The sequence below is a fragment of the Hydrogenophaga atypica genome, assembly GCF_042665215.1.
GTDB classification, from domain to species: Bacteria; Pseudomonadota; Gammaproteobacteria; order Burkholderiales; family Burkholderiaceae_C; genus Hydrogenophaga; species Hydrogenophaga defluvii_A.
In genome coordinates this window covers 438627-450569 of record NZ_JBHTCA010000001.1, presented here as the reverse complement: position 1 = coordinate 450569, position 11943 = coordinate 438627, and the positions used below count along the sequence as shown (strand labels likewise).

At 67.3% G+C, this 11943-nt stretch carries 16 protein-coding genes; 8 read left to right on the top strand and 8 right to left on the bottom strand.

Features of this window, described 5'->3' with window-relative positions; genetic code table 11:
* Window positions 1-3: 3 nt before the first annotated feature.
* Genes ruvB through ruvA form a run of 4 tightly spaced genes read right to left on the bottom strand, consistent with a single transcriptional unit; the run spans window position 4 to window position 2191 of the window.
* On the bottom strand, window positions 4-1062 hold the full coding sequence (gene ruvB / locus ACFQPB_RS02240; RefSeq protein WP_382219436.1) for a Holliday junction branch migration DNA helicase RuvB: 1059 nt from the start codon (window positions 1060-1062) through the stop codon (window positions 4-6).
* Between the two features lie 47 nt (window positions 1063-1109).
* Window positions 1110-1379 carry a type II toxin-antitoxin system RelE family toxin gene (locus ACFQPB_RS02235; RefSeq protein WP_382219434.1) on the bottom strand — a complete coding sequence of 90 codons (270 nt, stop codon included), beginning with the start codon at window positions 1377-1379 and terminating at the stop codon, window positions 1110-1112.
* Window positions 1363-1575 carry a type II toxin-antitoxin system RelB family antitoxin gene (gene relB, locus ACFQPB_RS02230; protein WP_382202002.1) on the bottom strand — a complete coding sequence of 71 codons (213 nt, stop codon included), beginning with the start codon at window positions 1573-1575 and terminating at the stop codon, window positions 1363-1365. The genes ACFQPB_RS02235 and relB overlap by 17 nt, the downstream gene beginning before the upstream one ends.
* Before the next feature lie 37 nt (window positions 1576-1612).
* On the bottom strand, window positions 1613-2191 hold the full coding sequence (gene ruvA, locus ACFQPB_RS02225) for a Holliday junction branch migration protein RuvA (protein WP_382202004.1): 579 nt from the start codon (window positions 2189-2191) through the stop codon (window positions 1613-1615).
* Between the two features lie 31 nt (window positions 2192-2222).
* Between ruvA and ACFQPB_RS02220 the strand changes: the two genes are divergently transcribed.
* Genes ACFQPB_RS02220 through ybeY form a run of 4 tightly spaced genes read left to right on the top strand, consistent with a single transcriptional unit; the run spans window position 2223 to window position 4424 of the window.
* A complete protein-coding gene (locus tag ACFQPB_RS02220; protein ID WP_382219433.1) occupies window positions 2223-3200 on the top strand; it encodes a PhoH family protein in 978 nt (325 codons plus the stop codon).
* Between the two features lie 35 nt (window positions 3201-3235).
* A complete protein-coding gene (locus ACFQPB_RS02215; protein WP_382219431.1) occupies window positions 3236-3592 on the top strand; it encodes an MliC family protein in 357 nt (118 codons plus the stop codon).
* Entirely contained in the window at window positions 3589-3972 is a 384-nt protein-coding gene (locus tag ACFQPB_RS02210; RefSeq protein WP_382202010.1) for a TfoX/Sxy family protein, read from the top strand. The genes ACFQPB_RS02215 and ACFQPB_RS02210 overlap by 4 nt, the downstream gene beginning before the upstream one ends.
* A complete protein-coding gene (gene ybeY / locus ACFQPB_RS02205) occupies window positions 3969-4424 on the top strand; it encodes an rRNA maturation RNase YbeY (protein ID WP_382219429.1) in 456 nt (151 codons plus the stop codon). Before ACFQPB_RS02210 ends, ybeY begins: the two co-directional genes overlap by 4 nt.
* Window positions 4425-4445: 21 nt before the next feature.
* On the opposite strand, the gene ACFQPB_RS02200 is transcribed toward ybeY, so the two are convergent.
* From ACFQPB_RS02200 to ACFQPB_RS02190, 3 genes are all read right to left on the bottom strand, one after another.
* A complete protein-coding gene (locus tag ACFQPB_RS02200; protein ID WP_382219427.1) occupies window positions 4446-5372 on the bottom strand; it encodes a chorismate transformation FkbO/Hyg5 family protein in 927 nt (308 codons plus the stop codon).
* Between the two features lie 62 nt (window positions 5373-5434).
* Complete coding sequence (locus ACFQPB_RS02195) at window positions 5435-5965, bottom strand: D-aminoacyl-tRNA deacylase (protein ID WP_382219425.1); 531 nt, start codon at window positions 5963-5965, stop codon at window positions 5435-5437.
* The gene (locus ACFQPB_RS02190; protein WP_382202015.1) at window positions 5962-6891 is read right to left on the bottom strand and encodes a cation diffusion facilitator family transporter; all 930 of its coding nucleotides are present in this window, start codon (window positions 6889-6891) and stop codon (window positions 5962-5964) included. The genes ACFQPB_RS02195 and ACFQPB_RS02190 overlap by 4 nt, the downstream gene beginning before the upstream one ends.
* A gap of 34 nt (window positions 6892-6925) precedes the next feature.
* Here ACFQPB_RS02190 and ACFQPB_RS02185 point away from each other — a divergent pair, with 34 nt between their 5' ends.
* From ACFQPB_RS02185 to ACFQPB_RS02170, 4 genes are all read left to right on the top strand, one after another.
* Window positions 6926-8383, top strand: coding sequence for a sensor histidine kinase (locus ACFQPB_RS02185; RefSeq protein ID WP_382219423.1), 1458 nt, complete (start codon window positions 6926-6928; stop codon window positions 8381-8383).
* The gene (locus tag ACFQPB_RS02180) at window positions 8380-9015 is read left to right on the top strand and encodes a response regulator transcription factor (RefSeq protein ID WP_382219421.1); all 636 of its coding nucleotides are present in this window, start codon (window positions 8380-8382) and stop codon (window positions 9013-9015) included. Before ACFQPB_RS02185 ends, ACFQPB_RS02180 begins: the two co-directional genes overlap by 4 nt.
* Before the next feature lie 104 nt (window positions 9016-9119).
* The gene (locus ACFQPB_RS02175; protein ID WP_382219419.1) at window positions 9120-9611 is read left to right on the top strand and encodes a GlcG/HbpS family heme-binding protein; all 492 of its coding nucleotides are present in this window, start codon (window positions 9120-9122) and stop codon (window positions 9609-9611) included.
* Window positions 9608-10291: an ankyrin repeat domain-containing protein gene (locus ACFQPB_RS02170; RefSeq protein WP_382219418.1), complete on the top strand. Its 684-nt coding sequence runs from the start codon at window positions 9608-9610 to the stop codon at window positions 10289-10291. Before ACFQPB_RS02175 ends, ACFQPB_RS02170 begins: the two co-directional genes overlap by 4 nt.
* A 290-nt stretch (window positions 10292-10581) precedes the next feature.
* Here ACFQPB_RS02170 and tyrS read toward each other — a convergent pair whose 3' ends face one another.
* The gene (gene tyrS / locus ACFQPB_RS02165) at window positions 10582-11847 is read right to left on the bottom strand and encodes a tyrosine--tRNA ligase (protein ID WP_382219416.1); all 1266 of its coding nucleotides are present in this window, start codon (window positions 11845-11847) and stop codon (window positions 10582-10584) included.
* Window positions 11848-11943: the final 96 nt, after the last annotated feature.

The following is an 11943-nucleotide window of genomic DNA, read 5'->3' as shown; positions in this document are numbered from 1 at the left end:
AGGTCAGGCATCGGCACCAAACAGGCCACCCTCGGTGGTCGGCGGCGTCACCCCGAGGTGGCGGTAGGCGGCCAGCGTGGCCACGCGCCCGCGCGGTGTGCGCTGCAAAAAACCCTGCTGGATCAGGTAGGGTTCGATCACGTCTTCGATGGTGTCGCGCTCCTCGCCGATGCTGGCGGCGATGTTGTCCAGCCCCACCGGGCCGCCATCGAAGCGGTGCACCACGGCTTCGAGGAGCTTGCGGTCCATCAGGTCGAAGCCCTGCGGGTCCACGTCCAGCATGGCCAGGGCCTTGTCGGCCATGGTCTTCGTGATGGTGCCGCTGCCCTTGACTTCGGCGTAGTCGCGCACGCGGCGCAGCAAGCGGTTGGCGATGCGGGGTGTGCCACGCGAACGGCGCGCGATCTCGAAACCGCCTTCTGCCTCGATGGGCGCGCCCAGCAGGCCGGCGCTGCGCTTGACGATGCGCGCCAGCTCTTCGGGCGTGTAGAACTCCAGCCGGGCGACGATGCCGAAACGGTCGCGCAGCGGGTTGGTCAACATACCGGCGCGGGTGGTGGCGCCCACCAGGGTGAAGGGCTGCAGGTCCAGCTTGATGCTGCGCGCGGCCGGGCCTTCGCCGATCATGATGTCGATCTGGTAGTCCTCCAGCGCGGGGTAGAGGATTTCCTCCACCACTGGGCTGAGGCGGTGGATCTCGTCGATGAACAGGACGTCGTTGGCCTCCAGGTTGGTCAGCAGCGCCGCCAGGTCCTTGGGCTTTTCCAGCACCGGGCCGCTGGTCTGGCGCAGGTTCACGCCCAGCTCCTGCGCAATGATGTGACTCAGCGTGGTTTTGCCCAGCCCGGGCGGGCCAAACAGCAGCACGTGGTCCAGCGCCTCGGCGCGTTTCTTGGCGGCACCAATGAAAATTTCCAGCTGCTCGCGCACCTTCATCTGGCCCACGTATTCGTCGAGCAGCTTGGGCCGCAGGGCACGCTCGATCGCCTCCTCTTTGGGCGAGGCGGGCGCGGCGGACACCACACGCGGCGCGGGGGCAAAGTCGTCGGTTTGGATGGCCATGCAGCTATTGTGTCTTTGTTCGGTTCAAGGCCACTGCGCGCAAGTGCTCAGCGGTACACCTCACGCCGGTTGCCAATGCGCAGCACCCGCACCACGATGCGCTGGTCCTGGATGTCGCACACGATGCGCCAGTCACCCACGCGGTATTTCCAGTAGCTGCCCAGCCGGGCACCCGACAGGGCTTCACCGATGCTGCGCGGATCGTCCAGCGGCGCCAGGCGGTCGCGCAGAAACGCCACCAAGCGCACTTGAACCGGGCGGTCCAGCTGTTTGAGTTCCTTCAGCGCGTCGGGATCGAACTCAATCAGCCAGGCCAAGTTCGCGCTCCACATCCGTCAGCGCAATGGTCTTGCGGTTCTTGCGCGCCCGCGCCTCGGCCAGGTAGTAGTCCTCCAGATCGTCCAGGTGCTCGAGAATGGCCTCGCGCGCCAACGCGGTCTTGGTGCGCCCGGTTTCCTGGGTCAGGCGGTTCAACCGGGCCTCGATGTCCGGCGTCAGGCGAATGGCAAGCATGTCAGCCTCCTTTGCTATACAAGTATAGCGAGCAAGCTCACTTCGCGAGCGATTTCAATGCCAGCTTGATCCCCTCGCTCACACCCACATCCTCGGGCAGGGCCTTGAGCGCCAGCGCCGCTTCCTTGTCGCTGTAGCCCAGGGCCACCAAGGCCTGCAGGATGTCGCCGTGCGACTCGCCGCGCACCACCCCGCCGGTGGGCACGCCGATGTCGGCGCCCAGTTTGCCCTTGAGTTCGAGCAGCAGGCGCTCAGCGGTTTTTTTGCCAATGCCCGGCACCTTGATCAGGCGACCCGCTTCCTGCGCGGTGATGGCCTGCGCCAGGTCGCTCACGCCCATGCCGCTGAGCACGCTCAGGGCAGTGCGCGGGCCCACGCCGCTGATTTTGATGAGCTGGCGGAAGGCTTCGCGCTCGGGCGCGGCACCAAAGCCGTAAAGAATCTGCGCGTCTTCACGCACCACGAAGTGCGTCAGCAAGGCGACCTTCTCGCCCACGGCGGGCAGGTTGTAGAAGGTGCTCATGGGCACGTCCACCTCGTAACCGACGCCGTGGCAGTCGATCAGGATCTGGGGCGGGTTCTTCTCCAGCAGGGTGCCGGTCAACTTGCCTATCATTGGGAACTTCCTTTTTCAGCGGATTATCGGTTTGATTCTCAGACACACCTTCTCGCCGCCCGACAACACCCGCATGGGCCACCTGTGCGGGCCGATGGACGCCCACATCCGCACCATCGAGGCGGCCTGCCAGGTGAAGATCGCGCACCGCTTCGAGCAGTTTCGCATCGAAGGCCCCAAGGCCAAGGCGCAGCAGGCGCTGGAGGCCTTGCAGGCCTTGTACGAGATGGCGCGCCGCCCGATTCCGGCCGAGCAAGTGCAGCTCATGCTCAGCGGTGACACCGCATTGCCCGCAGTGGGCGATGAGGCGCTGGCCATGCAAACGCGGCGCGGCGAGGTCAAGGGCCGCACGCCCAACCAGGCGCGCTACCTGGAGAACATGGCCACACACGACATCACCTTCGGCATTGGCCCGGCCGGCACCGGCAAAACCTACCTGGCCGTGGCCTGCGCGGTGGACGCGCTGGAACGCAGCGCGGTGCAGCGCATCGTGCTCACGCGCCCGGCGGTGGAGGCCGGCGAGCGCCTGGGCTTTCTGCCCGGCGACCTGACCCAGAAAGTGGACCCCTACCTGCGCCCGCTGTACGACGCGCTCTACGACCTGATGGGCTACGACAAGGTGCAAAAAGCCTTCGAGCGCCAGCAGATCGAGATCGCGCCGCTGGCCTTCATGCGCGGGCGCACGCTCAACCACGCCTTTGTCATCCTCGACGAAGCGCAGAACACCACGGTGGAGCAGATGAAGATGTTCCTCACCCGCATCGGCTTCGGCAGCAAGGCCGTGGTGACAGGCGACGTGAGCCAGATCGACCTGCCGCGCACCCAGCTCAGCGGCCTGATCGACGCCGAGCGTGTGCTCAAGCGCGTGCAAGGCATTGCCATCAACCGCCTGACCAGCGCCGACGTGGTGCGCCACCCGCTGGTGGCCCGCATCGTGGACGCCTACGAGGCCCGCACGCCATCGCTGGACGCCGAGGCGCCGCCCGCGCGCAAACGCCGCGCCACCTGAGGCCATTGCACGTGCGGCACCTCTGCACCCCCGTGATGGCACTGACCTTGGCCGGCTGCGCCAGCGGGCTGCCAGCGCCCACTGTGCACCAGTTCGAGGTCGATGGCTGGAGCGGCCTGACGCGCACCTACCGTTGCGCCGATGGCACCCCATTGGCCGTGGCCTACCTTAACCCGCAGCGAGGCGTGGCCATCGCGGTGATCACCCTGGCAGGCACACAAGCCGTGCTGCGCAACCTTCCCGCCGCATCGGGCGCACGGTATGTGGACGTGGACGAGCAACGCGGCTTGCGTTGGCACAGCAAGGGCGACGAAGGCTTTCTGGCCCTGCTGGCGCCCGACCACACGGCCACCGAACAGATGCTGCACACCGGCTGCCGCGCACAACCATGAGCCCCCTCCGGCCGCTGCCCGAGTTCACCGCCCATTGCCTGGACCTGCTGGCCAGCGTCGGCCCCTGCCAGGCCAAGCGCATGTTCGGCGGCTGGGGCATCAGCGTGGACGGCATCACCTTCGCCATCATTGCCGACCTGGGCAGCGGCGAACGCCTGTGGCTCAAGACCGACGATCTGACCGCCGCCCGCTTTCTGGCCGAAGGCTGCCTGCGTTTTGTCTACCAGGCCAAGGGCCGTGACATGGCCTTGCACTACCACGCCGCCCCAGAAGCAGCCATGGAATCGCCCGCTCTGATGAGCGACTGGGCGCAACTGGCCTGGCAGACCGCGCTGGCCGCCCAGGCCCGCCCCCAACCCAAGAAAAAGCCCCGACCATGAGCCTGCCCCAGCTGTCCCTCTCCCTGCAATTCGCGCGTTTTGAAGGGGCGGACGAACACCGCGCTGCCTTGCCCCGCCACAAGGTGGCGCGCTGGATTCGCCACGCGCTGGATGCCGACGCCGAAATCACCGTGCGCATCGTCGATGCCGAGGAAGGCCAGGCCCTCAACCGCGATTACCGCAAGAAAGACTACGCCACCAACGTGCTGACCTTCGACTACGCCACCGAACCGGTGGTCATGGCCGACCTGGTGCTGTGCGCGCCGGTCATCGCCCGCGAGGCCACCGAACTGGGTAAGCCCCTGGCCGAACACTACGCCCACCTGCTGGTGCACGGCACCCTGCACGCCCAGGGCTGGGACCACGAGACCAGCGAAGCCGATGCGGAAGAAATGGAAGCGCGCGAAAACGCCATTCTCCTGGCACTGGGGTTGAATCCCGCCTACGGCTGAGGGCCATCCACTACCGTGCGCTCAGAGCGGTCGCAAGCCGTGGGCCTCGATCTCCACCAGCAGCTCGGCACGGCACACGTCGGCCAGCACACACACCAGCGGCGCAGCGCCCACCCGCTCGGCCATCACAGCCTGCACAAGGGGCGCGTCGGCGGCATGCCGCACGTACGCGCGGTAGCTCAGCTCGCTCAGGGCGTGGCCACCGCTGCGGCTGTGGCGCCGCGCCTGCTCCAGCACCACCGCCACGTTGTCCATGGACTCCCGCGTCTGCGCCACCACGTCACCCGGGTGCACGCTCTCGTGGCCCACGATGCTGGCCGTGCCAGAGATGAACAGCAGCTCCTGACCCGGCGGGTACACCAGCGCCGCACGCGAAAAGGTGGGGCTGCGCGGGCCGTATTGCGCCGGGTAGTGGTAGGCGCTGACCTGACGCGGGTTCTCCAGGGGCTCGGCCGCAGTGGGCCCGGCCAGGAAGGCCACCGACAGCGGCCCGCCGGCCACACCCAGCGCACACGCCGCCGGCACCCGCCCCACCACGCTGCGGGCGCCTTGCTCAAACGCTTCGGCGCGCCCCAGGTTGAACTGGCGGTAGCGCTCCAGGCCGGCGGCTGTGCCGTTGATGTCGGCCATGTAGTTCCATAGCCGCCACAGGTGGGGCAAGGCCTGCGCCTCCAGCAAGCGGAAGATGCGGGCGTAGGCCTGAGTGCTGAGGGTGCGCAGGTCGGCCCCGCCCGGGGTTTCGGCCAACTCGATCACCCCAAACAGCAGGTCGCCGGCACGCCGCCAACGGATGCCCTCGGTGTGGCCGTCCAGCGGCGCTTCGGCCACCTGCCAGGCCTCGTGCCAGGCCGGTTGGTTCGAGCCGAGCACCGGCGCTCGGAGATGCTGCAGCGGCCAACCGGCGGCCACTGCGGGTGGCTGAAGCCCCAGCAGACCGGCACCAAGCATGTGGGGCGTTTCGGGGGCAAAGGGAGCGGGAGAAGAAAGAAATTGCAAGCACATGGTGGGTGTCAGTTGGCGCTCATGCGCAGCGGGATGGTGATGGGCCCGTCGTTGACCAGGTGCACCTTCATGTCGGCCGCAAAACGCCCGGTTTGCACCACCGGATGTGCGGCGCGCGCTTGTGCCACAAAATGGTCATAAAGGCGTTCGCCCAAGGCGGGGGGCGCGGCGGCGGTGAAGCTGGGGCGGTTGCCACCGGTGGTATCGGCGGCCAGGGTGAACTGGCTCACGATCAGCAGCCCACCGGCCACATCCACCACACTTTTGTTCATCTTGCCGGTGGATTTGGCCCCCACGCTCCCCGCTGCGCGAGGTTCGCTGCCCCCCAAGGGGGCCAGGCCGTCTTGGGGCGGCCCGGCGACGGCCTCGTCGCTGAAGATGCGCAGCTTGAGGATTTTGGCCAGCAGCTTGTCGGCCACGGCCTCGGTGTCGGCGGGTTCGGCGCACACCAGCACCAGCAGACCGGGGCCGACCTCACCCACCACCACACCGTCCACCACCACCCGGGCTTCGCTGACCCGTTGCAATACCGCTATCACTTCAAATCCTTTTCGTCGTCAAAATGCGCCTCCACATCGCTGGGCAGCAGCTGTATGGTGGCGCGCAGGCCGGGCACCGCACTCATCAAAGCCTGCTCCACGCTGGCGCGCACCGCGGCCGCACGTCCCAGCGACCACTGCGCGGGCATGTGCATGTGCATGTCCACAAAGCGGCGCTGGCCGGCCTTGCGGGTGTTGAGGTGGTCGAAGCGGATGATCTGGGTCTCGCCGCTGGACGAGGCAAAACCGGCCAGCGTGGCCTGGATGGTGGCAAGCACCTCCGGCTCCACGGCCTCGTCCATCAGGCCTTGCGACGAGCGCCAGATGAGGTGCACGCCCTCTTTCATGATGTTGAGCGCCACGCCCATGGCCACCAGCGCGTCCAGCCACAGCCAGCCCGTGACCTGCACCAGCGCGATGCCGATGACCACGCCGGCCGAGGTCCACACATCGGTGACCAGGTGTTTGGCATCCGCCTCCAGCGCGATGGAGCGGTGGGCGCGCGCCGCACCAAACATGACCCAGGCCAAGAGGCCGTTGAGTGCCGAACTGGCCACCGACAGCGCCAGGCCCCAGCCCACCTGCTCCAGCGGTTGTGGGTCAAACAGGCGGTGCCCCGCCGTCCAGACGATGCCGAGCGCGGCCGCGATGATGAGGATGCCCTCGAAGCCCGAAGAAAAATACTCGGCCTTGTGGTGACCGTAGGGGTGGTCGTCGTCGGCCGGGCGGGCGGCGATGGTGACCATCACCAGGCCAAAGATCGCGCTGGCGAGGTTGACCAGCGACTCCAGCGCGTCGGACAACAAGCCCACCGAACCGGTGACGTACCAGGCCAGGGTTTTGAGCGCGATGGTGATCAGGGCCACCACCACCGAGGCCATCAACAAGCGGCGCGGTGTAAGTTGTTGCAGGAGCGGTGTTGGCATACAGACATTGTCCCACCGTGCACAATCGGCCACTGTGTTGCGCCCCACACCCTTCCATACCTTGCTCTGGCTCGGCGCCGCCCTGCTGGCCGCCCTGGGTGCGGGCCTGCTGGTGCGCGCCGAACTGCAGCGCCAGCGCGAAGCCTTCGACACCGACGCCCGCATCGTGCACCGTCTGCTGAGCCAGCGCGTGGTGCAGCACGACGCGGTGCTGGCCACGCTGGCCCTGCTGCAACCCGTGCGCGATGGTGAACACGCCGAACAACGGCTGCCGGCCGTGTTCCCGCAGGTGCTGCACGCGCGGCGACGCAGTGAGAGCGAGGCCTGGCCCCAGGCCTCGCTGACCCAGGCCGAAACCACGTCGCGCGCGCGGCGCCGCGCAGCGCTCGGTGCGGTGGACCTGGCGCAAGGCCGCTACGAACTGGTCACCGCCGCCGGCACCGGCGCCTACGCCCTGCTGATCGACCTCAAGCAAACCGTGCCCTGGGACGAGTGGCCGATGACACCGGCCAGCAGCCCGGTGCGCGTGCGCCTGGTGCTGGGCGACACACACTTCACCATTCAACCCGGCCGCGAGCACGCGCCCAGCCCGGGCTGGACCTTCGGCTTCAGCAAAGTGTTGGCCAGCGACAGCCAGCCGTTTGACGTTCAGGCAGATGTGACGCTGGGCTGGTCGGCCTTGCCTTGGTGGCGCATGCTGAGTTGGGCCACACTGGTGCTGGCGGCCGCGTACGCCTGGCAGGCCTGGCGCCGCCAGACCACCGAGCGCCGCCGTGCCGAGGAACTGCTGCGCCTGGGCCAGGTGGCCCGCCTGAACACCCTGGGTGAGCTGGCCGCCGGCGTGGCGCATGAGCTCAACCAGCCACTGACCGCTGTGCTGGCCAACACCCAGGCCGCTCAGCGCCTGCTGGATGACGAGTCCCCCGACCTGCTCTTGGCCCAAACCGCCATGACCCAGGCCGCTGAGCAGGCCCGGCGGGCGGCCGAGGTGGTGGGCCGCCTGCGCCGGGTGGTGGAGCGCCCCGATACCCAAGGCGCCACGGCACCCACGCCGCTGGAGCAGGCCGCGCGCAGCGCCTTGCACTTGCTGGAGCCCGAGTTCAAACGCCGCCAGGCCAGCGTGGCGCTGGCGGCCGAAGCCGCCCCCACCGTGCTGGCCGACCCGGTGGCGCTGGAGCAGATCGTGCACAACCTGCTCATGAACGCACTGCAGGCGCTGGAACAGGTAGCGCCCGAGCAGCGCCAGATCCGCTTGACCTTGGGTCAGGAGGCAGCAGAAGGCCTGCTGCAGGTCAGCGACAGCGGCCCAGGCATCCCACCCGACGTGTTGCCCCGCCTGTTCCAACCCTTTTTCAGCACCCGTGCCGGTGGCCTGGGCCTGGGCCTGAGCCTGTGCGAAACCCTGGCTGTGGGCATGGGCGGCAGCCTGAGCGCCCGCAATGCCCCCCCTTTAGGGGCCGAATTCACCCTGCGCCTGCCCCTCGCCCAGTGACCTCCCCCCTCTCCCCCCTCTCCCCCCTCATCCACCTGATCGACGACGACGAGGCCGTGCGCGCCAGCCTGGCCCTGCTGATTGGCACGGTGGGACTGCGTGTGCAGACCTGGGCCGATCCGTTGGCCTTTGTCGACCAATTCGACCGCCAGGGCATTGGTGCCATCGTGCTGGACGTGCGCATGCCCGGCATCAGCGGCCTGAGTGTGCTCGACACCCTGCGCGCGCAGGGCGTGGACCAACCCATCGTTTTGCTCACCGGCCACGGCACGGTGGAGATGTGCCGGCGCGCCTTCAAGGCTGGGGCGGCCGAGTTCCTGGAAAAGCCGGTGAACGACGAGTTGCTCATCGAAACCTTGCAGAACGCAGTGCGCCAGCACGTCAAGTCGCGCCAGCGCCACCAGGCCGACCGCACGGCGCGCGAGCGCTACGCGCAACTGTCGGAGCGCGAGCGCGAGGTGCTGGGGCTGATCATCGAAGGCCTGACCAACAAGGAAATCGGACGCGCCCTCACGCTGTCGCCACGCACCGTGGAAACCCACCGCGCCAACCTGTTTGCCAAGCTCGAAGCCGAGTCGCTGGCCCAACTGATCCGCCGCTACGCCGCCCTGGTGGAAGAAGGCACTCCGTAAAACTACGGAGCCGCGCGCGTAAGCGCACGAATGGGCGGATGGGCGCCAAATTTCTACAGTTCTCCCACGGTGATCGACACCGCAACCACCCCACAGGAGAACCCATGAAAACCACCGCCAAAATGGCCGCCCTTGCCCTGAGCCTGATCGCCACCGCCGCCAGCGCGCAAGCCGTCCGCACCGAGAAAAACATGTCGCTGGAACTGGCCAATCAGATTGCCGCCGCCACCGTGGCCGCCTGCGCCGCCAACAACCACAACGTCACCGCCGCCGTGGTGGACCGCGCAGGCACGCTGCGTGCCCTGCAACGCGCCGACAACGCCGGCCCGCACACCGTGGGCGCTGCACAAGGCAAGGCCTTCACCTCGGCATCGGCCCGCGCCAACACCAGCGCCATGCTGGAAAACGTGCAGAAAAACCCCGGCGCTCAGACCCTGGTCGACATCCCCGGCTTCCTGGTGTTGGGCGGCGGCGTGCCAGTGCGCGTGGGCAACGAAGTCATCGGCGCCGTGGGCGTGGGTGGCGCGCCCGGTGGCCACCTGGACGAGCAGTGCGCCAACGCCGGCATCGCCAAAGTGGCGGATCTGCTGAAATGAAAAAGCTGCTGGTCGCCACCGCGCTCGTCTTGAGCGCCGCGCTGCCGGCCCAGGCCCAGGTGGCGCCCAGCGCTGCGGAGGCGGCGGCCTACCAGGGCTTGCACGCGGCGGCGCACAAGGGCGACCTGGCGGCGCTGCGCCAGCTCATCGCCGCCAAGGCGGACCCCAACGCCCGCGACCTCTACGGCCGCACGCCGTTGCACGTGGCCACCTTCGCGCGCCAGCGCGAGGCCATCCAACTGCTGGCGGCGGCGGGCGCCGACCTCAACCTGCTGGAGCGTGACCGCTACGACACCGTCACCATTGCCTCGGTGGCCGATGACGAGGACACGTTGCGCCTGCTGCTGTCGCTGGGCGCCAGCGCCAAACAAGTGACCAGCCGCTACGACGGCACCGCCCTGATCGCCGCTGCCCACCTGGGACACGACGGTGTGGTGAAACAACTCATCGCCGCCGGGGCCCCGCTGGACCACGTGAACAACCTGCACTGGACGGCGGTGATCGAGTCCATCGTGCTCGGCGATGGCGAAGCGCGGCATCAGGCCACGTTGAAGGCCTTGATCGACGCCAAGGCCAACCTGCAACTCGCTGATCGGCATGGGCAGACGCCGTTGGCTTTGGCACGATCGCGGGGGTATGGAGCGATGGTGACTTTGTTGGAGAAAGCGGGAGCGCGCTGAGCTGCAGCGTCCTGAACACCAACTTCTTCGCCCTCGGTGGTGGGGCGGACGACTCCGTTCGTGTCCCCCGGGCGCTGCGCGCCCTCCTCCTCTACCTCACTGCGTCATCCACCCCACCCCCGAAGGCAACCACCATGCAGGCACGCAACCGGTGGTGTGCCAACTTTTCCTCAGATCGGGGTGATGGGGTGCCCTGCGCAGCGGCATAAAAGCGGAGGCCGAAGGCCGGGGGACAGCCGCGGAGCAGGGCACCGCGTCGCCGCGATCCCGCGAGGCATCAGACAGAAACATCACCCAAGCGTGACCTTGGCAAACTTCCGCTTCCCCACCTGCACCACATAGGTCCCGGCAGCCAGCTTCAAACCCTTGTCGCTGACCACACTCGAATTCACACGCACACCGCCCCCGTCAATCAACCGGTTCGCTTCGCTGGTCGAGGGGGCCAAGCCTGCGGACTTCAGCAAAGTGGCAATGCCCAACGGCGCGCCCGACAACAACACCTCGGGGATGTCGTCCGGCACGCCGCCCTTGCTGCGGTTGATGAAGTCCTGCTCGGCGGCATCGGCAGCGGCGGCGCTGTGGAAGCGCGCGGTGATTTCCTTGGCCAGCATCACCTTGGCGTCCTTGGGGTTGCGCCCGCCTTCCACTTCTTTCTTCAAAGCCTCGATCTCGGCCATGGACTTGAAAGACAGCAGGGTGAACCAGCGCCACATCAGCACATCGGAGATCGACAACACCTTGGCGAACATCGTGTTGGCGTCTTCAGCGATGCCGATGTAGTTGTTCTTGCTCTTGGACATCTTCTCGACGCCGTCCAGCCCCTCCAGCAGCGGCATGGTCAGGATGCACTGCGGCTCCTGGCCGTACTCGGCCTGCAGGTGGCGGCCCATGAGCAGGTTGAACTTCTGGTCGGTGCCACCCAGCTCCAGGTCGCTTTTCAGGGCCACCGAGTCGTAACCCTGCATCAGCGGGTACAGGAACTCGTGCACGCTGATGGGCGTGCCGGCCGTGAAGCGCTGGTGGAAGTCATTGCGCTCCATCATGCGCGCCACGGTGTACTTGGCGGCCAGCTGGATCAAGCCCATGCTGCCCAGCGGCAGGCTCCATTCGCTGTTGTAGCGAATCTCGGTTTTGGCCGGGTCCAGCACCAGGCTGGCCTGTTTGTAGTAGGTCTCGGCGTTGGCCTTGATCTGCTCGGGCGTGAGCGGCGGGCGGGTGCTGTTGCGACCCGAGGGGTCGCCAATCAGGCTGGTGAAATCGCCAATCAGAAAGATGACCTGGTGGCCCAGGTCCTGCAGTTGGCGCATTTTGTTGAGCACCACGGTGTGGCCGATGTGGATGTCGGGTGCGGTCGGGTCCAGGCCCAGCTTGATGCGCAACGGCACGCCGGTGGCCTCGGACTTGGCCAGCTTTTTCAGCCAGTCGGCCTCGGGAATCAGCTCATCGCAGCCACGCAAACTGACCGCCATCGCCTCGCGCACGCGGTCCGTCACCGGGTAGGCCGCCTGCGCTTGAATATTTTTATCAGAATCAGGCGTGTTGGGCGTGTCGCTCATGGTGATATTACGGATCGCAAATGAAGGTGAACGGGCTATACTTTTGGGCTTGTTTGCCGTGATTTTAGTTGGCCCCCATTCGCCAACCCCGGCATG

Excerpts from the sequence above, each read along its gene's own strand:
- ruvB (WP_382219436.1), bottom strand. The coding sequence starts at position 1,062 with ATGGCCATCCAAACCGACGACTTTGCCCCCGCGCCGCGTGTGGTGTCC.
- relB (WP_382202002.1), bottom strand. The coding sequence starts at position 1,575 with ATGCTTGCCATTCGCCTGACGCCGGACATCGAGGCCCGGTTGAACCGC.
- ruvA (WP_382202004.1), bottom strand. The coding sequence starts at position 2,191 with ATGATAGGCAAGTTGACCGGCACCCTGCTGGAGAAGAACCCGCCCCAG.
- ACFQPB_RS02215 (WP_382219431.1), top strand. The coding sequence starts at position 3,236 with ATGGCACTGACCTTGGCCGGCTGCGCCAGCGGGCTGCCAGCGCCCACT.
- ACFQPB_RS02210 (WP_382202010.1), top strand. The coding sequence starts at position 3,589 with ATGAGCCCCCTCCGGCCGCTGCCCGAGTTCACCGCCCATTGCCTGGAC.
- ybeY (WP_382219429.1), top strand. The coding sequence starts at position 3,969 with ATGAGCCTGCCCCAGCTGTCCCTCTCCCTGCAATTCGCGCGTTTTGAA.
- ACFQPB_RS02200 (WP_382219427.1), bottom strand. The coding sequence starts at position 5,372 with ATGCTTGGTGCCGGTCTGCTGGGGCTTCAGCCACCCGCAGTGGCCGCC.
- ACFQPB_RS02190 (WP_382202015.1), bottom strand. The coding sequence starts at position 6,891 with ATGCCAACACCGCTCCTGCAACAACTTACACCGCGCCGCTTGTTGATG.
- ACFQPB_RS02175 (WP_382219419.1), top strand. The coding sequence starts at position 9,120 with ATGAAAACCACCGCCAAAATGGCCGCCCTTGCCCTGAGCCTGATCGCC.
- ACFQPB_RS02170 (WP_382219418.1), top strand. The coding sequence starts at position 9,608 with ATGAAAAAGCTGCTGGTCGCCACCGCGCTCGTCTTGAGCGCCGCGCTG.
- tyrS (WP_382219416.1), bottom strand. The coding sequence starts at position 11,847 with ATGAGCGACACGCCCAACACGCCTGATTCTGATAAAAATATTCAAGCG.